The 23810-nt window shown below is 64.4% G+C and carries 18 protein-coding genes; 9 read left to right on the top strand and 9 right to left on the bottom strand.

Annotated elements, in window-relative coordinates:
- Positions 1-111: 111 nt before the first annotated feature.
- From FNA46_RS10980 to trxA, 9 genes are all read left to right on the top strand, one after another.
- Positions 112-513: a PTS sugar transporter subunit IIA gene (locus FNA46_RS10980; RefSeq protein WP_143125240.1), complete on the top strand. Its 402-nt coding sequence runs from the start codon at positions 112-114 to the stop codon at positions 511-513.
- 9 nt (positions 514-522) lie between these two features.
- A complete protein-coding gene (locus FNA46_RS10985) occupies positions 523-801 on the top strand; it encodes an HPr family phosphocarrier protein (RefSeq protein ID WP_143125241.1) in 279 nt (92 codons plus the stop codon).
- Between the two features lie 146 nt (positions 802-947).
- Positions 948-2348 (top strand): adenosylhomocysteinase, encoded by a 1401-nt coding sequence (gene ahcY, locus FNA46_RS10990; protein ID WP_143125242.1) that lies wholly within the window; start codon positions 948-950, stop codon positions 2346-2348.
- Between the two features lie 194 nt (positions 2349-2542).
- Entirely contained in the window at positions 2543-5122 is a 2580-nt protein-coding gene (locus FNA46_RS10995; RefSeq protein WP_143125243.1) for an ATP-binding protein, read from the top strand.
- Positions 5119-6630 carry a tRNA (adenosine(37)-N6)-threonylcarbamoyltransferase complex ATPase subunit type 1 TsaE gene (gene tsaE / locus FNA46_RS11000; protein WP_143125244.1) on the top strand — a complete coding sequence of 504 codons (1512 nt, stop codon included), beginning with the start codon at positions 5119-5121 and terminating at the stop codon, positions 6628-6630. The genes FNA46_RS10995 and tsaE overlap by 4 nt, the downstream gene beginning before the upstream one ends.
- Positions 6631-6657: 27 nt before the next feature.
- Positions 6658-7389, top strand: coding sequence for a nucleotidyltransferase family protein (locus tag FNA46_RS11005; RefSeq protein WP_143125245.1), 732 nt, complete (start codon positions 6658-6660; stop codon positions 7387-7389).
- 2 nt (positions 7390-7391) lie between these two features.
- Complete coding sequence (addB, locus tag FNA46_RS11010; RefSeq protein WP_143125246.1) at positions 7392-10598, top strand: double-strand break repair protein AddB; 3207 nt, start codon at positions 7392-7394, stop codon at positions 10596-10598.
- On the top strand, positions 10591-14148 hold the full coding sequence (gene addA / locus FNA46_RS11015) for a double-strand break repair helicase AddA (RefSeq protein WP_143125247.1): 3558 nt from the start codon (positions 10591-10593) through the stop codon (positions 14146-14148). Before addB ends, addA begins: the two co-directional genes overlap by 8 nt.
- Before the next feature lie 71 nt (positions 14149-14219).
- On the top strand, positions 14220-14540 hold the full coding sequence (gene trxA, locus FNA46_RS11020; protein ID WP_143125248.1) for a thioredoxin: 321 nt from the start codon (positions 14220-14222) through the stop codon (positions 14538-14540).
- 78 nt (positions 14541-14618) lie between these two features.
- Here the strand turns inward: trxA and FNA46_RS11025 are convergent, their stop codons facing one another.
- From FNA46_RS11025 to FNA46_RS11065, 9 genes are all read right to left on the bottom strand, one after another.
- Positions 14619-15962, bottom strand: a complete 1344-nt coding sequence (locus FNA46_RS11025; RefSeq protein ID WP_143125249.1) for a bifunctional folylpolyglutamate synthase/dihydrofolate synthase — start codon at positions 15960-15962, stop codon at positions 14619-14621.
- A gap of 28 nt (positions 15963-15990) precedes the next feature.
- Positions 15991-16875 (bottom strand): acetyl-CoA carboxylase, carboxyltransferase subunit beta, encoded by an 885-nt coding sequence (gene accD / locus FNA46_RS11030; RefSeq protein WP_143125250.1) that lies wholly within the window; start codon positions 16873-16875, stop codon positions 15991-15993.
- A 39-nt stretch (positions 16876-16914) separates the two neighbouring features.
- A complete protein-coding gene (gene trpA / locus FNA46_RS11035; RefSeq protein ID WP_143125251.1) occupies positions 16915-17754 on the bottom strand; it encodes a tryptophan synthase subunit alpha in 840 nt (279 codons plus the stop codon).
- A 2-nt stretch (positions 17755-17756) separates the two neighbouring features.
- Positions 17757-18977, bottom strand: coding sequence for a tryptophan synthase subunit beta (trpB, locus tag FNA46_RS11040; protein WP_143125252.1), 1221 nt, complete (start codon positions 18975-18977; stop codon positions 17757-17759).
- A complete protein-coding gene (locus tag FNA46_RS11045; RefSeq protein ID WP_143125253.1) occupies positions 18974-19645 on the bottom strand; it encodes a phosphoribosylanthranilate isomerase in 672 nt (223 codons plus the stop codon). Before FNA46_RS11045 ends, trpB begins: the two co-directional genes overlap by 4 nt.
- A 74-nt stretch (positions 19646-19719) precedes the next feature.
- Positions 19720-20478 (bottom strand): M48 family metallopeptidase, encoded by a 759-nt coding sequence (locus tag FNA46_RS11050; RefSeq protein WP_143125254.1) that lies wholly within the window; start codon positions 20476-20478, stop codon positions 19720-19722.
- A gap of 89 nt (positions 20479-20567) precedes the next feature.
- Positions 20568-20990 carry a DUF2852 domain-containing protein gene (locus FNA46_RS11055; RefSeq protein ID WP_143125255.1) on the bottom strand — a complete coding sequence of 141 codons (423 nt, stop codon included), beginning with the start codon at positions 20988-20990 and terminating at the stop codon, positions 20568-20570.
- A 150-nt stretch (positions 20991-21140) separates the two neighbouring features.
- Positions 21141-22421 (bottom strand): polyhydroxyalkanoate depolymerase, encoded by a 1281-nt coding sequence (locus tag FNA46_RS11060; protein WP_143125256.1) that lies wholly within the window; start codon positions 22419-22421, stop codon positions 21141-21143.
- A 324-nt stretch (positions 22422-22745) separates the two neighbouring features.
- Positions 22746-23810 (bottom strand): toprim domain-containing protein (locus FNA46_RS11065; RefSeq protein ID WP_246103019.1); only part of this gene is annotated, 1065 nt, incomplete at its 5' end.

Below are 23810 nucleotides of genomic sequence, written 5' to 3' on the forward strand. Positions count from 1 at the left end.
TTTAGCTTGCACTTCGCCTTTACATGGACAAGATGGCTTCCCACCGCCGTCTGACCTGTTGCAGTGCGAAACGAGGTCGAGCGTATCCTTGTACTGGGGGGTGAATTCAATATGATCGGACTGGTGCTTGTCACCCATGGCAAGCTGGCTGAGGAATTTCGTCATGCGCTGGAGCATGTCGTGGGACCCCAGAAATGTATCGAGACCGTCTGCATCGGTCCCGACGATGACATGGACCAGCGGCGGCAGGATATCGTCACCGCAGTCGAGCGCGCCGACAGCGGCCATGGTGTGGTCATCCTGACCGATATGTTCGGCGGAACGCCCTCGAACCTCTCGATCTCCGTGATGAACAGCGGCCGCATCGAGGTCATCGCCGGGGTCAACCTGCCGATGCTGATCAAGCTGGCCGGCGTGCGCGGCGAGAACGACATGCAGAAAGCTCTTGCGGAGGCTGCCGATGCCGGCCGCAAATATATCAACGTGGCAAGCCGCGTGCTCAGCGGCAAGTGAACAGGCTCGATGTCCGAACCGTTTTCCCGTGAACTGCTGATCATCAACAAGCGCGGCCTGCATGCGCGGGCGTCTGCCAAATTCGTCCAGACCGTGGCCGGCTTCAACGCCGATATCCGCGTCTCCAAGGATGGAATGACGGTGGGCGGCACATCGATCATGGGACTGATGATGCTGGCAGCCAGCCCTGGCTGCACCATCGAGGTCAGCGCCAGCGGAGACGAGGCCGAGGCCGCTCTGGAGGCTCTGACCCGCCTCATCGCCGACCGGTTTGGCGAAGAGATGTAACGATCATATAAAGACTTCTTTATATCCTTATTGCTAGTTTCCGGTAAGCCTGCTAAACGCAGGCAGCGCCGTTGCCCTGTGGCAATGGCTGGATTCCACGCGGCTTGCCGATGAACGGTAGCCCCCTGCGAAGCTGGAGAGCCACCATGACAGTTGAGAACGATTACATCGTCGCGGACATCGCGCTTGCCGATTTCGGCCGCAAGGAACTCGACATTGCCGAAACCGAAATGCCGGGCCTGATGGCTTGCCGCGCCGAATTCGGCGAGACGAAGCCGCTCAAGGGCGCGCGCATTTCCGGCTCGCTGCACATGACGATCCAGACGGCCGTGCTGATCGAGACCCTGAAGGTGCTGGGCGCCGATGTGCGCTGGGCCTCCTGCAACATCTTCTCGACGCAGGACCATGCGGCTGCCGCGATCGCAGCCGCCGGCATTCCGGTCTTTGCCGTGAAGGGTGAATCGCTCACCGAATACTGGGACTATACCGACCGCATCTTCCAGTGGACCGATGGCGGCCTTTCCAACATGATCCTCGATGATGGCGGCGATGCCACCATGTACATCCTGCTCGGCGCCCGTGCCGAAGCCGGCGAGGACGTTCTGTCGAAGCCGGGCTCCGAAGAGGAAGAGATCCTGTTCGCCCAGATCAAGAAGCGCCTGAAGGCCTCTCCCGGCTGGTTCACCAGGCAGCGCGATGCGATCAAGGGTGTCACGGAAGAAACCACCACGGGCGTTCACCGTCTCTATGACCTCGCCAAGCGCGGCCTGCTGCCCTTCCCGGCGATCAACGTCAACGACAGTGTCACCAAGTCGAAGTTCGACAACAAGTATGGCTGCAAGGAATCGCTGGTCGACGGCATCCGCCGCGCGACCGACGTGATGATGGCCGGCAAGGTCGCCGTGGTCTGCGGCTATGGCGACGTGGGCAAGGGTTCTGCCGCCTCGCTCACCGGTGCCGGCGCCCGCGTGAAGGTAACGGAAGTCGATCCGATCTGTGCCCTGCAGGCCGCCATGGACGGCTATGAGGTGGTGCAGCTCGAGGATGTCGTCTCCTCCGCTGACATCTTCATCACCACCACCGGCAACAAGGACGTCATCCGCATCGAGCACATGCGCGAAATGAAGGACATGGCGATTGTCGGCAATATCGGCCACTTCGACAACGAGATCCAGGTCGCCTCGCTGCGGAACCTGAAGTGGACCAACATCAAGCCTCAGGTGGACATGATCACCTTCCCCAAGGGCAACCGGATGATCCTGCTCTCGGAAGGCCGCCTGCTAAACCTCGGCAATGCGACCGGCCACCCCTCCTTCGTGATGTCGGCGTCGTTCACCAACCAGGTTCTCGGCCAGATCGAGCTGTTCACCAAGACCGGCGAATACAAGCCGGGCGTGTATGTGCTGCCGAAGCATCTCGACGAGAAGGTCGCCCGCCTGCACCTCGCCAAGCTCGGCGTGAAGCTTACCCAGCTCACGGATGAGCAAGCCGCCTATATTGGCGTGTCGCAGCAGGGCCCGTTCAAGGCAGAGCACTACAGGTACTGATTTTCTAAGATCGGTCCACAAGATGTAGAGGTCGCGGGCTTGACTTTCCCGCGACCTCTTTTTTTGTCCGCCCCCTTTGCCGCAATTTGGCGAAGCAGATATTGTTTTAGCACTTGATTCGCGCATCGGTGCGGCGTTGCGCGGACTGGGATGTCTTGTCGACAAAGCGGCAAATCGGACGGAGACAGACCGGAATGGCGGAAAAGAAACGGGCTTCCCGCGGGAAGCCGTTCATGGATGGCGGTTGCGACGAGGCACCGGCATCGACACAATCATTGGTGGTGACATCCTGTCGGAAAACCGGCCGACCTCCCCTGGCGCGGTTCTGGCGCCGGATGGCGTCCGGCCTCGCCGGTACGGCGCTCTCCGGCATTGCCGGTACGGCGATGGCCCAGCAGCAGGCGATCGGCGCCAGCAGGCTCTTCACCTCATCGGAGGTGATCTTCTCCTCGTTTGCGGTGGGCGCCATCGCGGCAGCCCTGCTGTCGACGATCTGGCTGGTGCGCCAGCGCGGCCATCTGGAGACCGAGAGCGAGGAAATGCGCTCGGCGCTGTCGGAAGCGCAGCAGCGCATCTCGAACTACGAGGCGCTGATTGCCGACAAGAACCGGCGTATCGTGATCTGGGAGGCCGGCCCGTCGCGGCCGGAATTCCTTGGCCAGTTGCCAGCGGAATCCGGTGCGCCGCAGGAAGATCGCGATTTCCTCGCCTTCGGTCGCTGGCTGCGCCCCCATTCGGCGGCGGAACTGGAGCGGGCGGTCGAAGCGCTGCGCAGCAAGGCGCGCAGCTTTGAGATGGCGGTCGAAACGAACCGCGACGAAATTCTCGACGTGCAGGGCCGCGTCTCCGGTGGCAAGGCTTTCGTGCGCTTTGTGGCGCTGAACAATCTGCGCGCCGAACTTGCGGAATTGAAGATCGAGCGCGAGCGGCTCGTGACCTCCATCAATCTGTTCCAGACACTGCTCGATTCGCTCGAACAGCCGGTCTGGCATCGCGATCCCGACGGCAATCTCGCCTGGGTGAACCAGGCCTATGGCGACGCCGTGGAAGCAACGACTCCTGCGCAGGCCGTGCAGGAAAGTCGGGAATTCCTGGGCAGCATCGCGCGCGAGAAGATCCGTGCCACCGCCACCGTGCATTCGCCCTTCCATGACCGCGTCTCGACCGTGGTACGCGGCAACCGAACCGTGTTCGACGTCGTTGATGTGGTCGGCAAGGCCGGCTCCGCCGGCATGGCGATCGACGTCTCCGAAGCGGAGGCCGTGCGGGCCGAACTCACCCGTACGCTGAAGAGCCATGCGGAGACGCTGGATCATCTGGCAACCCCGGTTGCCATCTTCGACCGCGAGCAGCGCCTGCAATTCTACAACCAGGCCTTCGCGCGGCTCTGGGACCTTGATCTCGGCTTCCTGGAAAGCCGACCCGATCATAACGAACTGCTGGACCGTCTGCGCAGCCAGAACAAGCTGCCGGAGCAGCTGAACTGGCGCAACTGGAAGGAAAGCGTGCTCTCCGTCTACCGGTCGCTCGACACGCAGACCAACCGCTGGCATCTGCCGAACGGCCAGACCCTGCAGGTGATTGCCACCGCGCATCCGCAGGGCGGCGTCACCTGGGTGTTCGAGAACCTCACCGAGCAGGTGGATCTCGAAACCCGCTACAACACGCTGGTCAAGGTGCAGGGCGAGACCATCGACCATCTGGCGGAAGGCGTTGCCGTCTTCGGGCCGGACGGACGCATCCGCCTGTCGAACCCGGCCTTCCGGGCGCTCTGGGGCCTCACCGAGGAACAGACCGCGCCGGGCACGCATATCCGCGCCATCGAGACGGCCTGCGCTGCCGAATACGACCGGCCGGACGGCTGGCGTCTGTTCGGCCAGATGCTGACCAACTTCGACGACGAGCGTCCCTCGCTACAAGGCACGTTCGAACTCTTCTCCGGCATCGTGCTCGATTATGCGGTCATCCCGCTGCCGAACGCGCAGACCATGCTGACCTTCGTCAACATGACAGACAGTGCGCGTGCCGAACGGGCGCTGAAGGAGAAGAACGAGGCACTGCGCAAGGCGGATGAGCTGAAGAACGATTTCGTCCAGCACGTCTCCTACGAACTGCGGTCGCCGCTCACCAACATCATCGGTTTCACCGATCTTCTGAAGACGCCGGGCATCGGCCAGCTCAACGAGCGGCAGGCGGAATATGTGGACCACATCTCCGCCTCCTCCTCGCTGCTCCTGACCATCGTCAACGACATTCTCGATCTGGCGACCGTCGATGCCGGCATCATGGAGCTGAACTATTCCGAGGTGGATGTCGACGACCTGCTGGACGATGTCGCCATGCAGATCGCCGACCGGCTCTACGAAAACGCCGTGACGCTGGAAATCCTGGCGCCGAAGAACCTCGGCACCATCGTAGCCGACCAGCAGCGGCTGAAGCAGATCCTGATCAAGCTGATCACCAATGCAGCGAATTTTTCGCCGGAGGGCGGCACGGTGACGCTGCGCGGCTGGCGCGAGGGAACGGACTTCTTCTTCTCGGTCGCCGATCGCGGCCCCGGCATGAGCGAGGATATGCTGAAGACGGTGTTCGACCGCTTCTCCAGCGGCAAGGGCGGCAAGAAGAGCGGCGCCGGTCTCGGCCTCTCCATCGTCGAAAGCTTCGTCAACCTGCATCACGGCGATGTCAGGATCGATAGCCGGATGGGCGAAGGCACCATCGTGACCTGCCGCATTCCGAGCGCGATGAACATCCGGTCTGTTGCCGCCGAATGATGGCCGAAGCTTCTCTAACGCTGCCCCTGTCCAGCGAGGCGGAGACGATCCGCTTCGGCGAGGATCTTGTGCTGGCGCTGAAAGCCGGCGACTGCCTGGCGCTGTCGGGCGATCTCGGCGCCGGCAAGTCGACGCTGGCGCGCGCCTTCCTGCGGGCGCTGGCGGACGATCCGGACCTGGAAGTGCCGAGCCCGACATTTACGCTGGTGCAGAGCTACGACCTGCGCATTCCCGTTGCGCATTTCGATCTCTACCGGCTGGCCGATGGATCAGAACTCGACGAACTCGGCTTCGATGAAGCGCTCGGCGATGGCATCTGTCTGGTGGAGTGGCCGGAAATGGCCGAGGCCGAACTGCCGGCCAACCGCATCCGCCTCACCCTCACCCATGACGGCGACGGACGACGGGCGGAGATTGCCGGACCACAGCCGGTTCTTGCCCGGATTCGCCGCGTGCTGGAGATCCGTGTCTTCCTCAATGCGCATGGCTTTGCCGGCGCAAGCCGCCGCTTTCTCACCGGCGATGCCTCGCTGCGCGCGTATGAAACGATTACCCGCGAGACGGGCGAAGCCTTTGTGCTGATGGACTGGCCGCTGCGGCCGGACGGACCGCCGGTGCTGGACGGCAAGCCCTATCCCAAGGTCGCGCATCTGGCGGAAACCGCCCACCCCTTCGTGGCCATCGCCGATCACTTGCTCGGCCTCGGTCTTGCCGCGCCGAAAATCCTGGCGGTCGACTACGCGCAGGGCATCCTGCTGATCGAGCATCTGGGATCGGAGGGCGTGGTGGACGAGGCGGGCGCGCCCATTCCCGAACGCTATCGCGCAAGCCTCGATTGCCTGGCGCATCTGCATGGCAGCCCGCTGGTCCGCGATCTTCCCGCTGGACCGGACCATATCCACCATGTGCCGGATTTCGATCCGGTGGCGATGAAGATCGAAACCCGCCTGCTGATCGACTGGTACCTGCCGTGGAAGCGCGGGGGCGCGCCGGTGACGGAGGCGGAGAAGGACGCCTATGCCACGATCTGGGACGGACTGATCGCCGAACTGGCCGATGCCGAGCGGCATCTGCTGCTGCGCGACTATCATTCCCCCAATCTGATCTGGCGGGCGGATCGGAAGGGTCTGCAGCGCATCGGCCTCATCGATTTCCAGGATGCGATGATCGGCCCGACCGCCTATGACCTCGCCTCGCTGTTGCAGGATGCGCGGGTGACCATTCCGCCGGATCTCGGACAAGACCTCTACGCCCGCTACGCGGCGCTACGCCGCGCGCAAGGGCCATTCGATCCGGAACGCTTCGGCACGGCCTTTGCCATCATGGCCGCCCAGCGCAACTGCAAGCTGGCCGGCCTCTGGGTGCGGCTGAAACAGCGCGACGGCAAGCCCGGCTATCTGCAGCACATGCCGCGCACGCTCGGCTATCTCGATCAGACGCTTCGCCATCCGGTGCTTGCGCAGCTCAGCCAATGGATGGCAGAAGCGGGTATCGATTTCAGCGTCTAGACACGAGCGACTTCAGGACCCGACCCGATGACCCTCGAAAATGCCATGGTGCTGGCCGCAGGGCTCGGCACGCGCCTTCGTCCCATCACCGATCACATGCCGAAACCACTGGTGCCGGTCGGCGGACGACCGATGCTGGACTATATCCTCGACCTGCTGGCCGAAGCCGGCATCCGTACCCTTGCCATCAACCTGCACCATCATGCCGACCAGATGGAAGCCTATCTGGCTGCGCGGCAGGATTTCCGGATCCACATTTCCGACGAGCGCGAACAGCTGATGAACAATGGCGGGGGGCTCGCCAGGGGGCTGAAGCTTCTGCCGCCCGGCCCGGTTCTCGTGATGAATGCCGATCTGTTCTGGGTCAACGAGCCGGCCGGCGAAGCCTCGAACCTCCGCCGCCTGATCTCCTTTTACGATCCCGCGCGCATGGACATGGCCATGCTGTGCACCGACCTCGACCGCGCCATCGGTCATGACGGCAAGCGCGACTTCGACATGGCCGCCGACGGTCGGCTAGCGCGCTACCGGGAGGGAGACGCACATCCGGTGGTCTATGCCGGCGCCTTCGTGATGGATACTGCCTTCATGGACGATGCGCCGGACACCGCCTTCAATCTCAACATCTATTTCGACAAGGCGATTGCCCGCAGCCGCCTGTTCGGCACCGATCTTCGTGGTCGCTGGATCACCGTCGGCTCGCCCGAAGGGCTTGCGGAAGCGGAAGCCTTCCTTGCGGCGCAAGCGGCCCGGGCCTGACCATGGATCATCGGCAGCAGAAGCGGATCCTCACCATTGCCCCTGCGGTGCCCTTCCTGCGCACCGTGGCGGCAGCGCTCTGCGACGGCCGCCTGCTCTCCAGCTTCCGCTACACCCCCGAAGATCCGCTCTCGCTGTCCCGGGTGACGATCTATGTCCCAACCCGGCGCGCGGCCCGCGTGCTGCGGTCCGAATTCGTCGATCTGCTGGGCGGGCGCTCGGCCATCCTGCCGCTCATCCGGCCGCTCGGCGAGACGGATGACGATGCCGGCTTCTTCGATCTCGTCGCCCCGGAAGAGATGGATCTCGCCTTGCCGATCAGCAGCACGGCGCGGCTGCTGGAACTCGGGCGTCTCATTCTCGCCTGGCGCAATGCGCTGCCGCAGGCGATCATCGACGTGCACCGGGATTCGCCGCTCGTCGCGCCCGCCAGCCCCGCCGATGCCATCTGGCTGGCGCGGTCGCTCTGCGAACTGATCGACGCAATCGAAACGGAAGAGCGCGACTGGGCGGACCTCGAACGGCTGCAGACCGGCGACCACTCGCTCTGGTGGCAGCTGACGGCGGAATTTCTCAAGATCGCCAGCGCCTTCTGGCCGGTGCGGCTGGAAGAGCTGCGCCGTTCCTCGCCCGCCCGCCACAAGGCAGCGATCCTGAATGGCGAGACGCGACGGATGGCTGCCCACAGCGGCCACGACCCGGTGATCGTGGCGGGCTCCACCGGTTCGGTGCCGGCCGCCGCCAATCTGATTGCCGCCATCGCGACATTGCCGAACGGTGCCATCGTGCTGCCGGGTCTCGATCAGGATATGCCGGAGGATCAATGGGCCCTGCTCGGCCGCGGGGCGGAAGGCCTGCGCCCCGATCCCGCCAGCCGCAGCCATCCGCAATACGGCCTGTACCGGCTTCTGGAAAAACTCGCCGTGACCCGCGCCGAGGTCGAACAACTGGGTCTGCCCGACCCGGATCTCGCCGGTCGCTCCCTTCTTCTGTCACAGGCACTGGCGCCGGCCGACGCCACCGATCGCTGGAACGACTGGCGTCAGGAGACGACGCAGGAGACGATCCGCGCCGCCTTTGCCGATGTGAGCCTCATCGAGGCTGCCAACGAGCGGGAGGAAGCGACCGCGATTGCCATTGCGCTGCGCATGGCGCTCGAAGCGCCGGGACGCGACGGTTCCTCGCAGGCCGCCCTGATTACGCCGGATCGCGCGCTCGCCCGTCGCGTGGCAGCCGAACTCGCCCGCTTCGGCATCACCGCCGACGACACGGCCGGCACGCCTCTGTCAGCCACGCCACAGGGAACGCTGCTGACGCTGGTGCTGGAGGCGGTTCTGAGGCCCGGTGATCCGGTCGCCATCACCGCACTCATGAAGCATCCGCTGGCCCGCTTCGGGCTCTCACCGACGGAGGGTCGTACGGCCTCGGAAGCGCTGGAGCTTCTGGCCTTGCGCGGCGGCACCGGCGAGCCGGATCTGGCCGGCCTGGAGCCGCTGCTCGAAAAGCGGCTGACGGAGCAGAAGACCGACCGCCATCCGCCGCAATGGCGCCAGTCGCTGCCGGAAGATGCCGCCGATCGGGCCCGCGCGCTGGCGAGACGCATCGCCGAAGCCGTGGAGCCACTGGCCGAGGTTCTCGTCTCCCGCCGCGCCGACGGGCGCCCGATGACCGCACGGCTGCTCCTCTCCGACTGGGCAAACCGCACCGGCCGCGTGCTGGAAGCCGTCGGCCTCGATGCAGAGCAGGGCCTGCGGCCGCTCTGGACGGGAGAAGCCGGCGAGAGGCTGGCCGGGCTGCTCGGCGAGATCATCGAGACCGACGGCCAGATCGAGGCCGACGGGCCGCAATGGATCGACATCATGGCTGCCCTGATGGCGAGCGAAGCCGTGAAGCCCCGCCAGCTCAGCCATCCGCGCGTCTTCATCTTCGGCACGCTGGAAGCCCGATTGCAGACTGTCGACACGCTTGTGCTCGGCGGCATGAACGAAGGGTCATGGCCGGGGCAATCGGTGCAGAACCCCTTTCTGTCGCGCAGCATGAAGACGGACATGGGGCTCGAGCCGCCCGAGCGACGGATCGGCCAGCTGGCACATGATTTCCAGATGGCGAACGGCACCCGGCACATCATCTATTCCCGCGCCCTGCGCCAGGGCGGCGCACCGACCGTCGCCTCCCGCTGGCTGCAACGCCTGCTGGCGCTTGGTGGCGAGCAGCTGGCACGCGATCTGCGCGCGCGCGGCGAAGATTATCGCCGCTGGGCACGGATGATCGACACGCCGCGCCCCGAGGAGCGGCAGCCGCTGGCCCGCCGTCCCGCGCCGACGCCGCCGGCCGATCGCCAGCCGCGAAGCTATTCCTTCAGCGAGGTCGGGCGGCTTCGCCGCGACCCTTATGCCATCTATGCGCGGCGCATCCTGCGGCTCGATCCGCTCGAACCCTTCAACGAGGATCCGGGCGCTGCCGAACGCGGCACACTCTATCACCGCATCATCGAACGCTATACGCGGGTCGCGCCGGTGCCCGGCTCGCCGCATGCGCTGGAGGTGATGCAGCGGCTGATTGCCGAGGAGTTCGACCGCGAAGCACTGCCGCCGCATATCGATCAGGTCTGGCGGCCGCGCTTTCGCGAGGTGGCCCGTGCCTTTCTGCGCTGGGAAGAGGCCCGCGCGCCAGACATCCGCCGCACCTACACCGAACTGCCGGCCGGCTATGAACTGGCGGCGGCGGGCATCCGGGTGACCGGCATTGCCGACCGGATCGACATCAAGCGCTCCGGCGATGCCGATATCATCGACTACAAGACCGGCCTCAACCCGTCGCCCGCCCAGGCGCGCGCCCTGCTCGACCCGCAGCTGGCCCTTGAGGCAGCAGCGCTGCAGGCCGGTGCCTTCAAGGCGATCGGCGAACAGCGGCCGGACAATCTTCTCTACGTGCGGCTGCGTCCCGGCGAACGTTTCACGTGGGACAAGGTGAACAATGAGGGTGCGCGCGCCACCGCTACCACCCAGCCGAAATCGGCGCTCGAACTGGCGCAGGACGCGATCAGCCAGCTGACCGGCTTCGTGACGCGACTTCGCGAAAACCGCGTCGGCTTCGCCTCCCGCCTCATCCCGATGATGCAGAGCGATATCGGCGGCGATTACGATCATCTCGCCCGCGTGGCGGAATGGTCGACGGCGGATGCAGAGGACAGTGACGGCGATGAGTGAGACAGGGCTGGAGACGCTGGGCGAGGATCCCCGCCGCTGGCTGGACTGGACCGCCGGCCAGCAGGCGCGCGCCTCCGATCCGCAAAGTTCCGCCTGGGTGTCGGCCAATGCCGGCTCCGGCAAGACGCATGTGCTGACGCAGCGCGTGATCCGGCTGCTGCTCTCCGGCTGCCGACCCTCCGCCATTCTCTGCCTGACCTATACGAAGGCCGCCGCCTCCGAAATGTCGAACCGCGTCTTCCAGCGGCTGGCGGAATGGGCCGTGCTGCCGGATGCGGAGCTGAGGGACAGGATCGCCGGCATCGAAGGCCATGAGCCGGATTTGTTCAAGCTTGCCGAGGCGCGTCGCCTGTTTGCAAAGGCGCTGGAAACGCCGGGCGGCCTGAAGATCCAGACCATCCACGCCTTCTGCGAGGCGCTGCTGCACCAGTTTCCGCTGGAGGCGAATGTCGCAGGCCATTTCTCCGTGCTGGACGATGTGTCTGCCTCCGCGCTGCTCGCCGAGGCGCGCCGCTCGCTGCTGACGGCGACCGCGATGGAAGAGGATGCGGACCTCGCCGAGGCCTTTGCCCATGTGCTGGATCTCGGGGACGAATCCGGTCTGGAAGCCCTGCTCTCGGATATCGTCGCCAATCGCGCCGCCATCGGTCATTTTCTGGAACAGGCGGCGGAGCATGGCGGACGGGATGCCGTGCTGCGCCGCGCCTATGGCCTGGCGCCGGACGAAACGCTTGAGACGGCGCTCGCTGCCTACTGGCCACTGCCCGGCCTCGTAGACGGCCGGCTGACCACCTATCTGGAGCTTGCCGAGGCCAAGGGCGGCGCCAAGGCGGGCGAGGCCGCCATTACCCTGAAGCGCGCCATCGCCGAGACGGACCCGGCCGAGCGCGCCCGCCTGCTCGATCAGGTCTTCCTCACCCAGGCCGGCAAGCCGAAGGCGGATTCCTCGCTGGCGGCCAAGGCCATGCTGACGGCTGCCCCGGAACTGGCCGAAGCCATCGCCGAGGCCCGCGACCATGTGGCGACCTGCCGCGACCGGTTGAAGGTGGTGCGGATGTTTGCCGCCACCCGCGCCGCGCTGACCCTCGCCGAACGGCTCGGCGAGGATTACGAGGAGCTGAAGCGCCGCCGCAGCCTGCTCGACTTCGAGGACCTCATCAACCGTACCGCCGATCTCCTGACCCGCGATGGCGTGGGCGCCTGGGTACATTACAAGCTGGACCAGGGCATCGACCATATCCTGGTCGACGAGGCGCAGGATACGAGCCCGATCCAGTGGACGGTGATCCAGTCGCTGGCGGAGGATTTCTTCAGCGGTCAAAGCGCGCGCGAAACCCGCCGCACCCTGTTTGCCGTCGGCGATGAAAAGCAGTCGATCTATTCCTTTCAGGGGGCCCGTCCGGAGCGTTTTGCGCAAGAGCGCAGCGCCACCGAGCGGCGGGTGGCCGAGAGCGGCCAGCGCTTCCATGCGGTGCGCCTGCCCCTCTCCTTCCGCTCGACGGCCGATGTGCTGAGCGCCGTCGACCAGGTCTTTTCGCTGGAGGACAATGCCAGAGGCCTGAGCGCCATCGGCGATCCCGTCATCCACCGGTCCAACCGCATCGGCCATGCCGGCGCCGTCGATCTCTGGGAGACTGTCGTCCCTGACGTCAGCGAGATGGAGGAGGACTGGACCGCGCCGTTCGATGCGACGCCGGACCGCGCCCCCTCCGCCATTCTGGCCGCCCGCATCGCCCACCGGATCGGCGAACTGGTCGACCGCGAGACGGTGATCGAGAAAGGCAAGGAGCGGCTGATCCGCCCCGGCGACATTCTGGTGCTGGTGCGCAAGCGTGATGCTTTCGTCAATGCACTGACGCGGGCGCTGAAGCGGCGCGGCGATATTCCGGTCGCCGGTGCCGACCGCCTGCGGCTCGCCAGCCATATCGCGGTGCAGGATCTCATGGCGCTCTCCCGCTTCCTGCTGCAGCCGCAGGATGACCTTTCGCTCGCCGCCGTGCTGAAGAGCCCGCTCTTCGACCTCGACGAGGACGATCTCTTTCGCATTGCCGCCCTTCGCCCGGAGGCAACCAGCGCCTGGCAACAGCTTGGTGCGCTGGCCGATACCGGCGATGCAAGGCTTGCCGCGGTCCGCGACCGGCTGGACCATCTGCGCGGCCTGGCGGGTCGGCTCAGCGTGCATGATTTCTTCGCCCGCCTGCTGGGAGCCGAAGGCGGGCGCAAACGCTTTCTGGCGCGGCTGGGCAGCGAGGCGGGCGATGTGCTGGACGAGTTCCTGAGCCTTGCGCTTGACCATGAGGACAAGACCCTGCCCGGCCTGCAGAGCTTCGTTTCCACGCTGGAGCTGGAATCGCCCGAGATCAAGCGTGAGCAGGACAGCGGGCGCGACGAAGTACGCATCATGACCGTGCATGCCTCCAAGGGTCTCGAGGCGCCGATCGTCTTCCTGGTCGATAGCGGCTCGAAGGCCTTCGTCTCGAGCCATGTCCCGAAATTCCGCTTTCTGACGGCAGGCACTGCGCGCGTGCCCGCTTGGGTGCCGGGCAAGACACTCGCCAATGCGCTGAGCACGGCAGACGAGGATCAGCTCAAGCAATCGGCGGAGGAGGAATATCGCCGCCTTCTCTATGTCGGCATGACGCGGGCCGCCGACCGGCTGATCCTGTGCGGCTATCGCGGCAAGAGGGACAACGAGGACAGCTGGCTTGCCATGGTGGAGCGGGCGCTCGGCGCCGACACCGCTCATTGCGAGCCGGCGCGCTTCTCCGGCCCGGATGGTGAATGGGGCGGCTATCGCTGGCGCATGGCGTCCGGTCCGCAGCGTGTGCTGGAGCGGGAGCCAAACGCAGCGGACGCGACAGACCCTGCCGCCGACGCCCTGCCGGACGCCCTGTTCCGGCCTCTGCCGCCGCTGCCACCCCTGCCCCGGCCGCTGAGCCCTTCCGGTGCCGGTATCATGATCGAGGAGGAGGATGGCGAGGCTCCCTTCGTCTCTCCCCTGTTCGGGGAAAAACCCGCTTCCAGCCGCGCCTTGCAGAAAGGGCGTCTCACGCACCGGATGCTGCAAATGCTGCCCGCCTTTCCCCCTGCGGAGCAGGAGGATGCTGCCCGCCGCTATCTCGCCCGCACCGCCGGTTTCTGGCCGGTGACGGAGCGCGAGGCGCTTCTCGCCTCCATTCTCGGCGTGCTTTCGCATCCCGAGCTGCAATCGGTGTTCACGGCGAAGGCGCAGGCGGAGGTCTCGATCATGGGTCGGCTGTCGCTCAATGGCCGCGACCATGCCGTCTCCGGACGCATCGACCGGCTGAGCGTCGATACCGATGGGACCGTGACGCTTCTCGACTACAAGACCAACCGCTTCACCCCGCAGACGGCGGAGGCGGCACCGCTCTCCCACCGCGCCCAGATGGCGATCTACCGGGAGATATTGCAGCCGCTCTATCCGGGCCGGCCCATCCGCTGCGTGCTCGTCTATACCGAGACGACGCGGGTTCTGGTGCTGCCGGAGGCGGTGCTGTCGCGCTCCCTTGCCGAACTCGATACAAAGTGAGATAGGCAGGATTGAATTTCGCAGCCCCGCGCATCACATCTGTGACAACACCCCCATTGAAGGAGAGCCCCATGGCTACCGTGAAAGTCGACAACGCCAACTTCGAAGCCGAAGTTCTGGAAGCGTCCGAACCCGTCGTTGTGGATTTCTGGGCCGAGTGGTGCGGTCCCTGCAAGATGATCGCGCCGAGCCTCGAGGAAATCGCAACCGAACTCGCCGGCAAGGTGAAGATCGCCAAGCTGAACATTGATGAGAACCCGGAACTGGCCGCCAAGTTCGGCGTTCGCTCCATCCCGACGCTCGCCGTGTTCAAGGGCGGCGAAGTGGCCGACATCAAGGTCGGTGCAGCCCCGAAATCGGCCCTCTCCAGCTGGATTTCCGGCAACGCCTAATCCGCTGACAATCGGGATCTGAACGGCAAAAAGCCCGGCTTACACCGGGCTTTTTCGTGTCTGAAGGATTTCAGCCGATCAGGTCGGGGGCGTGCCGTTATCGGCCAGCACATTGCCGGCCAGATAAAGGGATCCGCCAATCAGGATGCGCGGCGGTGCCGTGCCCGGCAACTGACGGGCCGTGATTTCCGCAAGGGCCTCGGCCACCGTCGAATGCGGTTCGGCTACGAGACCCGCATCATAGGCCGCATTGGCCAGAACCACCGGATCGAGCCCCGCATCGCTGCCGCGGATCGGCACGGTGAACACGCATTCGGCAATATCGGCAAAGGCGCGGAAATAGCCGACCGGATCCTTGGTGTTCAGCATGCCGGTGACGAGGTAAAGCGGCCGCGGCTGCTTTTCCTCGAAGGCGGCCATAGCTTCGGCAATCACCTCGCCGGCGCCCGGATTGTGTCCGCCATCGACCCAGATTTCCGCACCTTGCGGAGCGAGCGGAATGAGCGCGCCGTCGGTCAGGCGCTGCAGGCGGCCGGGCCATTCAACACCCGTCATCGCCTGTTCCATCATGGCGTCGGTCACTTCGAAGCCCGCCGCGCGCACTGCACGAATGGCAGCAGCGGCATTGGCGAGCTGGTGGCGGCCCGGCAGACGCGGCAGGGGCAGATCGGCAAGACCGAATTCGTCCTGATAGATCATCCGGCCGAATTCCTCATGCGCGGAAAAGTCCTGCCCATAGACCGAGAACGGACAGCCGAGCCGTTCTGCTGTCGAGACGAGCACCTCTTCGGCCGCATCGAATTCCTGGTGACCGATGACGACGGGGCAACCCTTCTTCATGATGCCGGCCTTTTCGGCGGCGATCAGCTCGACGCGGTCGCCGAGATAGGCCTGATGATCGAAGGAGATCGGCATGATGACGGAGACCGCGGGACGATCCACCACATTGGTGCAGTCGAGACGCCCGCCCATGCCGACCTCGATCACGACGGCATCGGCCGGGATCTCCGAAAACAGCAGGAAACTCGCCGCCGTCAGGATCTCGAAGACGGTAATCGCCTGGCCGGCATTGGCTGTCGCCACGCGGCGCAGCGCATCGGCCAGCAGTGCATCGTCAACGAGCGTGCCCGGCCGGCCGCGCTGGCCGATACGGTACCGCTCATGCCAGTTCACCAGATGCGGCGAGGTGTGGACATGCACGGCATGGCCGCCCGCTTCCAGAAGCGCGCGGCTGAAGGCGGAGACGGAGCCCTTGCCATTGGTGCCCGCCACATGAATCATCGGCGGCAGGCGGTCCTGCGGATTGCCGAGCACCTCCAGCAGGCGACGCATGCGGCCGAGCGTCATGTCGAACCCCTTGGGGTGCAGGGTCATCAGCTCGTTGATGACCTGTTCCGCCTCGGTCTGGGCAACGTCGTTCATGGAAGTCCCCGGGGCTCCTGTCATCGGGTCAGGCCGTCAGCGCCAGCGGCTGATCGGCATTGGCCGGCTGCTTCAGCATGATCTTCAGCAGGGTGGCGAGCGTCTGCGCGATGTCGTGACGCTTGACCACCATGTCGACCATGCCATGTTCCAGAAGGTATTCGGAGGTCTGGAAGCCTTCCGGCAGCTTTTCGCGCAGCGTCTGCTCGATGACGCGCTTGCCGGCAAAGCCGATTTCGGCACCGGGCTCGGCAATATGCACATCGCCCAGCATGGCATAGGAGGCGGTCACGCCGCCGGTCGTCGGATTGGTCAGCACGACGATATACGGCAGACCGGCTTCCTTCAGCATATCGATGGCAACCGTCGTGCGCGGCAGCTGCATCAGCGAGAGAATGCCTTCCTGCATGCGCGCACCGCCGGAAGCAGGGAAAATCACCAGCGGGCAGCGTTCGGCCAGCGCCCGTTCGGCCGCCTTGACGATCGCCTCGCCGGCCGCCATGCCGAGCGAACCGCCTATGAAGTTGAACTCATGCACGACGGCGACCAGCTTGACGCCCTTCACCTGGCCGAGGCCGGCAAGGATCGTGTCTTCCTGCTCGGTCTTGGTGCGGCTGTCCTTCAGGCGATCTGCGTATTTCTTGGAATCGCGGAACTTCAGCGGGTCCTGCGCCACCTTGGGCTGCGGCAGGTTTTCATAGACGCCGCCGTCGAACAGATCGGCAAGGCGCGCCTTGGCCGGCATCTTCATGTGGAAGCCGGAGGCGGGAATGACCCACTTGTTCTCTTCCAGATCCTTGTGAAAGACCATTTCGCCCGTTTCCGGGCACTTGATCCAGAGATTTTCCGGCACTTCCCGACGCCCCAGCATCGAGTTGATCTTGGGGCGTACATAGTTGGTGATCCAGTTCACGGACGAAACTCCTGATTGACGATCGTCAATGTGGTGATTTTACTCGGCCGCAGCAAGGCGGGCCGAACGGACGCCGGTCGCAAGACCGCTGACCAGCGTCGTGACTGCAGAAACGGTGTGATCCGTCGCCTTGCCGTCGGCGGTCAGGCTGCCGGCCACCTGCGCGACGATGGCGGAGCCAACGACGACGCCATCGGCGGCAGCCCCGATCGCCCGGGCATGATCGGCGGTCTTGACGCCGAAGCCGACGCAGATCGGCAGATCCGTATGCGCCTTGATGCGCTGCACGGCAGCCCCAACCAGCGAGGGATCCGGCAGGGCCGAACCGGTGATGCCGTTCATCGAGACATAATAGACGAAGCCGGAGGTGTTGCGCAGCACGGTCGGCAGGCGCTTCTCGTCGGTCGTCGGCGTTGCCAGACGGATGAAGTTGACGCCCTTGGCCAGCGCCGGGATGCACAGCTCGTCATCCATTTCCGGCGGCAGGTCGACAACGATCAGCCCGTCGATGCCGGCCTCCAGCGCCTGATCGAGGAAGGTCTCCACGCCCATGTTGTAGATCGGGTTGTAATAGCCCATCAGCACGATCGGGGTGTCCTGGTCGTCCTTGCGGAATTCACGGGCAAGATCCAGCGTCTTTGCCAGCGTCTGGCCGCCGGCGAGCGCCCGCTGACCGGCCAGCTGGATGGCCGGGCCATCCGCCATCGGATCGGAGAAAGGCATGCCGAGTTCGATCACGTCGGCGCCCGCACCGGGCAGCGCCTTCATGATGCCGAGCGAGGTCTGAAAATCCGGGTCGCCACCCATCATATAGGTGATCAGCCCCGGACGGCCTTCGGCTTTCAGATCGGCAAAACGTTTGTCCATGCGTGCAGTCATGATCAGAGACCCATTCCGAGAATCTTGCCAACGGTGAAGATGTCCTTGTCGCCGCGGCCACAGAGGTTCATCAGGATGATCTGGTCCTTGTCCATGGTCGGCGCGCGCTTGATGACCTCGGCCAGCGCATGGCTCGGCTCCAGCGCCGGGATGATGCCTTCGGTGCGGGTGAGCAGCTGGAAGGCGGCCAGCGCCTCGTCATCCTTGATCGGCACATATTCGACGCGCCCGCTATCCTTCAGCCAGGAATGTTCCGGGCCGATGCCCGGATAATCGAGGCCGGCCGAAATGGAATGGCCTTCCTTGATCTGGCCGTCGCCATCCTGCAGCAGATAGGTGCGGTTGCCGTGCAGCACGCCCGGGCGGCCGGCCGTCAGCGAGGCGCAATGCTCTTCGCCGTCGAGACCCTTGCCGCCAGCTTCGACGCCGACGATGCGCACGCCTTCGTCATCCAGGAAGGGATGGAACAGGCCGATCGCGTTCGAACCGCCACCGACGGCAGCCACCAGCATGTCCGGCAGGCGGCCTTCGGCGGCCATCATCTGTTCGCGGGCTTCCTTGCCGATCACCGACTGGAATTCGCGGACCATTTCCGGATAGGGATGCGGACCAGCCGCCGTGCCGATGATGTAATAGGTATCCTCGACATTGGTGACCCAGTCGCGCAGCGCCTCGTTCATGGCATCCTTCAGCGTGCCGTGACCGGAAGTCACCGGCTTCACCTCGGCGCCGAGCAGCTTCATGCGGAACACGTTGGGCGCCTGGCGCTCCACATCCGTCGCGCCCATGTAGACGACGCAAGGGAAGCCGAAGCGGGCGGCCACGGTGGCGGATGCCACGCCGTGCTGGCCGGCACCGGTTTCGGCGATGATGCGCTTCTTGCCCATCCGCTTGGCAAGCAGGATCTGGCCGATGCAGTTGTTGATCTTGTGGCTGCCCGTATGGTTCAGCTCGTCGCGCTTGAAATAGATCTTTGCCCCGCCGAGTTCGGCGGTCAGACGCTCGGCGAAATAGAGCGGGCTCGGACGGCCGATATAATGCGTGCCGAGATGGGCAAGCTCGGCTTGGAATTCCGGATCCGTCTTTGCCTTGTTCCACTCCGCCTCCAGATCGAGGATCAGCGGCATCAGCGTCTCGGCGACGAAGCGGCCACCATAGATGCCGAAGCGGCCATCTTCATCCGGACCGGCCCGGAAGGAATTGGGTTTGAGCGACTGGTTCACGGCTTCACTCCCTTGGAAACGCTGGAACGCCACTGATCGATCGCATCGAAGAAGGCGTTGATTTTGGCAGGGTCCTTGACCCCGGGGGCACTTTCCACGCCGGACGACAGGTCCAGCCCGCCGGCCTTTGTCATGGACAGGGCGTCCGCCGCATTGTCCTTGGTAAGGCCGCCGGAAAGCATGTAATCGATATTGGCGTCAAGCGCCGAGAGAATGCGCCAGTCAAACGAAACGCCGTTGCCGCCCGGAAGATCCGATCCTTCGGGTGCCTTGGCATCGAGCAGGAAACGATCGGCGAGTCCCTCATAGGCGTCGAGCTTGCGCAGATCGTCCGTCTCGCGGATGGAAAAGGCCTTCATGACAGGCAGGCCGAACACCGCCTTGACATTCAGCACGCGCTCCGGCGTTTCCGCGCCGTGCAGCTGCAGGATATCGGGCTTCAGGAAGGCGATGATCTCTTCCAGTTCCTCATTGTCGGCATTGACGGTGACGGCGACGATCTTGGCGCGGCCCCGCACCCGGTCCGCGAGCGCCCCGGCAGACAGGGGATCGATGTGGCGCGGACTCTTTTCGAAAAAGATGAAGCCGACATGGCTCGCGCCCCGCTCCACCGCCAGGTCGATCGCTTCCGGCGTCTTCAGGCCGCAGATTTTGATGTCTGGTGTCATGACAGGCGAAGTTGCACGAATCGCGCGCCAAGTCGAGGGCATTTGAGCAAACGGCCTCTGCGGACCGGCACGGATCAACCGAAGTCGATGGCGTGCAGTTGCGAGCCATGCGCCTTCAGCCAGCGGCGAGCCGTCTCCATGTCCGGGCAGAGTTCGCCGCACAGTGCCCAGAACTGCGGGCCATGGTTCATTTCCTTCAGATGCGCGACCTCGTGTGCAGCGAGATAATCGATCACCAGCGGCGGCGCCATGACGATCCGCCAGGAGAAACTGAGATTGCCCTGCCAGGAGCAGGAGCCCCAGCGGCTGCGAGTATCCTTCAGCGTCAGCGATCTGATCGCCTTGCCGATGCGCCCCGCATGGATCGCCGAAAGACGCTCCAGATCGTAGCGCGCCTCCTTCTTGAGGAAGGCTTCCAGCCGCCGGCCGAGATGATCCTCCAGACCGCTCACCCGGATCACGGGTTCGCCCCCCTCCTCCACCGCTTCGGTCAGGCCGCGCAGCGAGCCGGTGTGAACGATGCGATGCGGCACGCCGCGCAGCGACAGCATGGCGCCCGGCCGCAGCCCGGTTTCCGGCGAAAAGCGGGACAGCTTGGTGCGCAGCCAGCCATCGTGGCGGGCAAGAAAGGCATCGACCTCACGGGTCTTCAAGCCAATCGGCACGGTGAGGCGCAACGCCCGGCCGCCGGGCTCGATGCGCAGCGTGATACGGGTGGCGCGGGCATGTTCGCGAATGGTGAGCGGCAGGCTGCGTTCGCCGACCGTAAGCATCCGTTCCTCGGAACGAAGCGGCTTCGTCTTGCGCTTGGGGCGGGTCAGCAGGGCGAACATGGGTGTCTTCTATCCGATTCGGCATCGGCGGGGGCAACAAAAAACCGGCACCCGAAGGTGCCGGCTACATCTCTCATCATGCCCGATCCTCAGACGGCGGGATAGCCGCCTTCCGGGGGCCGGTTGCCGCGGTCGCGCATGAAGCGGTCGAATTCCTCCTGGTCCTTCGCGCGGCGAAGCTCGCGAAGATAGGTGTCGAATTCCTCCCGCATTTCATCGAGCTTGCGGCGCTGTTCCTCGATCCGGTCAAGTTCCGCCGTGCGCCAATCGTCAAAGGCCACGTTGCCGGTCGAGAAACCCGACCGATAGGCGCGGCGTGACGAACGGCGGCAGTTGCGGAAGAAGCCATCGGCGCGCCGGTTGGCGTCACCCTTGAATTCCCGCAGGCGATCGCCGAACAGGATATAGGCCAGCATGGCAAGGCCGAGCGGCCAGAAGACCACGAAGCCCAGGACCATGAGGGCGATCGTTGCCGGAGTCCAATCCGGACGGATCCATGCAGACTGGTTCATCGGTAGCGTTACCTCTTTAGCCGCGAGCAGGCCGAATGCCTGTCGCTGCCCTTCGATGTGGTAAGCGCTCCAACCGCGTTCAAGAAAGCCCCCGCCCAAATCGGCGAAGGCCCTGAAACCATTTGCACAAATCCTGATATAGCCCGGATTTCAGGCGCTCTTGCCGCCCTTGATCACCCGCGGCACCACCGGCTTCCGTACGCCCTTGGTGTGCTGGCTGGCAAAGGAGAGGATTCGGGGAGCGATCTCGCGACGGAAGCGCGAGCCGTTGAACACGCCGTAATGGCCGACATCCGGCTGCACGTAATGCAGGCGCATCTCCTGCGGAATGGCGGTGCAGATTGTCTGCGCTGCTTCCGTCTGGCCGACGCCGGAAATATCGTCATTCTCGCCTTCGATGGTGAGAAGTGCCACGTTGCGGATCTTCGTGGTATCGACCGGGCGGCCGCGATGCAGCATCTCGCCCTTCGGCAGGGAGTGCTTGATGAAGACCGTATCCACCGTCTGCAGATAGAACTCGGCCGTCAGGTCCATCACCGCCAGATATTCGTCGTAGAAGTCACGATGCTTCTCGGCCGACTCGCCGTCGTTCTTTACCAGATGCTCGTAGAAATCTTTGTGGGCAATGAGATGCCGGTCCAGATTCATCGACATGAAGCCGGAGAGCTGCAGGAAGCCCGGATAGACGGGGCGCATGAAACCGGCCTGCGGCCAGGGCACCGTCATGATGACATTGTCCTTGAACCACTTCAGCGGGCGTTCCTGCGCCAGCTGGTTGACGGCCGTCGGATTGATACGGGTATCGATCGGCCCACCCATCAACGTCATCGAGGCCGGCGCAAGCGGATCCTCGGCCGTTTCCATCAGGGCAACCGCCGCCAGAACCGGCACGGAGGGCTGACAGACGGCGACCACATGGGTGTTGGGGCCAAGGTGATGGATCATCTCCACGACATAGTCGATGTAATCGTCGAGATCGAAGAGGCCTTCGGTGACCGGTACGTTGCGGGCATCCTGCCAGTCGGTGATGTAGACCTCGGCACCCTGCATCAGGGCTTCGACCGTGCCGCGCAGCAGCGTGGCATAATGACCGGACATCGGCGCAACGACCAGGATCTTCGGGCCCCTCTCCGTACCTTTCGGCAAATCCCGCTCGAAATACAGAAGATCACAGAAGGGCTTGGACCACACGACCTTCTCGGTCACCGACACTGTTTCCCCGTTGACGGTGGTGGTCGGCAGGCCGAATTCCGGCTTGCCATAGCGACGGGTGATCCGCTCGAACACTTCGAGACCGGCGGCCATGGTGCGGCCGAAGGTAGTCTGCGAGAAGGGGTTCAGCGGATTGCTGTAGAGGAAGCGGAGTGTTTCCGTTGCTGCGCGGTAAGGCGCCATGGCCGCGTGGTTCAACTCATAGAGCTGGTAAAACATGCAAGGCCACCTTTCTTGTTGGTCTTGGGTCGTCGCGTTCCGGACGTGCCGAAATCTCTAGCATGGGAGGGGTAAACTAACAGGTTACAGGTGCAGCGCAACATGACCGAAAGGCGCTGTACTTTCGTAACACTCTGCATCACGGGGCTTGATCAGGACTTGCGCGACCGGGCGGCTCCGCTCGACCCCTGCCCTCTTCCCTGAGCCTTGTCCTTGAAGATATTGGCATAAGCGCCCGCCGAACGCGGCTTTCCACCCAGCAGGTGAAGAAAGTGTTTCACGTGAATCAATCCACAGAAAAGATTCACGTGAAACATATTTTGATTAGATGTCGAGATTGGCGACGCTCAACGCATTGTCCTGGATGAACTCACGGCGCGGCTCCACCTCATCGCCCATCAGGCGGGCGAACATGCCATCAGCGTCGGTCGCATCGTTCACCTTCACCTGCAGCAGCGAACGGACATTCGGATCGAGCGTCGTTTCCCAAAGCTGCTCGGCATTCATCTCGCCGAGACCCTTGTAGCGCTGCATGGAGAGACCCTTGCGGCCAGCAGCGAAGATCGCATCGAGAAGCGCGCGGGGACCGGAAATTTCCGTCTGCCCTTCCTTGCGGCCGAGCTTCGGCGGCACCGCATAGATTTCCCGCAGGCGCGTCGTCATCTGGTCGATGTGACGCGCGTCGGCCGAACCGATCAGCGCCACGTCCAGAACCGCAACTTCCTTGACGCCGCGCACCATGCGCTCGAAGCGCAAGCCGCCTTCGGTGGTGACATGGCCGCTCCAGCCGCGTTCGGTTTCCTCCGCGATGAGATCGAGCCGGCGGGCCACCTCGTCTGCGGTCTCCTGGGCGCGCTGGCGGTTATCGGTCAGCTCCGGGTTGAGCGCGCCGGCAATCGCTGCCTGTTCGACGATCGAACGGCTATAGCGGGAGTGCAGGCCATCGAGCAGCGCCCTCAGACGCAGTGCGTCGTTGATGACTTCGCGCAGGTCGGGGCCGGCACGCACCTCGCCGGAGCCGAGCGTCAGGGTTGCTTCGTCTAGCCCCTGGCCGATCAGATAGTCTTCCAGTGCCTTCTCGTCCTTGAGGTACTGGATCGACTTGCCGCGCGTCACCTTATAGAGCGGCGGCTGGGCGATATAGAGATGGCCGCGCTCGATCAATTCCGGCATCTGACGGAAGAAGAAGGTCAGGAGCAGGGTGCGGATATGCGCGCCGTCCACATCGGCATCGGTCATGATGATGATCTTGTGGTAGCGCAGCTTGTCGGCGTTGAACTCGTCCTTGCCGATCGAGGTGCCGAGCGCGGTGATCAGCGTGCCGATTTCCTGGCTGGACAGCATCTTGTCGAAGCGAGCCCGCTCCACGTTGAGGATCTTGCCGCGCAG

This window comes from Affinirhizobium straminoryzae (assembly GCF_007004135.1).
GTDB classification, from domain to species: domain Bacteria; phylum Pseudomonadota; class Alphaproteobacteria; order Rhizobiales; family Rhizobiaceae; genus Neorhizobium; species Neorhizobium straminoryzae.

Coding starts and splice junctions, on each gene's coding strand:
- FNA46_RS10980 (WP_143125240.1), top strand. CDS start 112: ATGATCGGACTGGTGCTTGTCACCCATGGCAAGCTGGCTGAGGAATTT.
- FNA46_RS10985 (WP_143125241.1), top strand. CDS start 523: ATGTCCGAACCGTTTTCCCGTGAACTGCTGATCATCAACAAGCGCGGC.
- ahcY (WP_143125242.1), top strand. CDS start 948: ATGACAGTTGAGAACGATTACATCGTCGCGGACATCGCGCTTGCCGAT.
- FNA46_RS10995 (WP_143125243.1), top strand. CDS start 2,543: ATGGCGGAAAAGAAACGGGCTTCCCGCGGGAAGCCGTTCATGGATGGC.
- tsaE (WP_143125244.1), top strand. CDS start 5,119: ATGATGGCCGAAGCTTCTCTAACGCTGCCCCTGTCCAGCGAGGCGGAG.
- FNA46_RS11005 (WP_143125245.1), top strand. CDS start 6,658: ATGACCCTCGAAAATGCCATGGTGCTGGCCGCAGGGCTCGGCACGCGC.
- addB (WP_143125246.1), top strand. CDS start 7,392: ATGGATCATCGGCAGCAGAAGCGGATCCTCACCATTGCCCCTGCGGTG.
- addA (WP_143125247.1), top strand. CDS start 10,591: ATGAGTGAGACAGGGCTGGAGACGCTGGGCGAGGATCCCCGCCGCTGG.
- trxA (WP_143125248.1), top strand. CDS start 14,220: ATGGCTACCGTGAAAGTCGACAACGCCAACTTCGAAGCCGAAGTTCTG.
- FNA46_RS11025 (WP_143125249.1), bottom strand. CDS start 15,962: ATGAACGACGTTGCCCAGACCGAGGCGGAACAGGTCATCAACGAGCTG.
- trpA (WP_143125251.1), bottom strand. CDS start 17,754: ATGACTGCACGCATGGACAAACGTTTTGCCGATCTGAAAGCCGAAGGC.
- FNA46_RS11045 (WP_143125253.1), bottom strand. CDS start 19,645: ATGACACCAGACATCAAAATCTGCGGCCTGAAGACGCCGGAAGCGATC.
- FNA46_RS11050 (WP_143125254.1), bottom strand. CDS start 20,478: ATGTTCGCCCTGCTGACCCGCCCCAAGCGCAAGACGAAGCCGCTTCGT.
- FNA46_RS11055 (WP_143125255.1), bottom strand. CDS start 20,990: ATGAACCAGTCTGCATGGATCCGTCCGGATTGGACTCCGGCAACGATC.
- FNA46_RS11060 (WP_143125256.1), bottom strand. CDS start 22,421: ATGTTTTACCAGCTCTATGAGTTGAACCACGCGGCCATGGCGCCTTAC.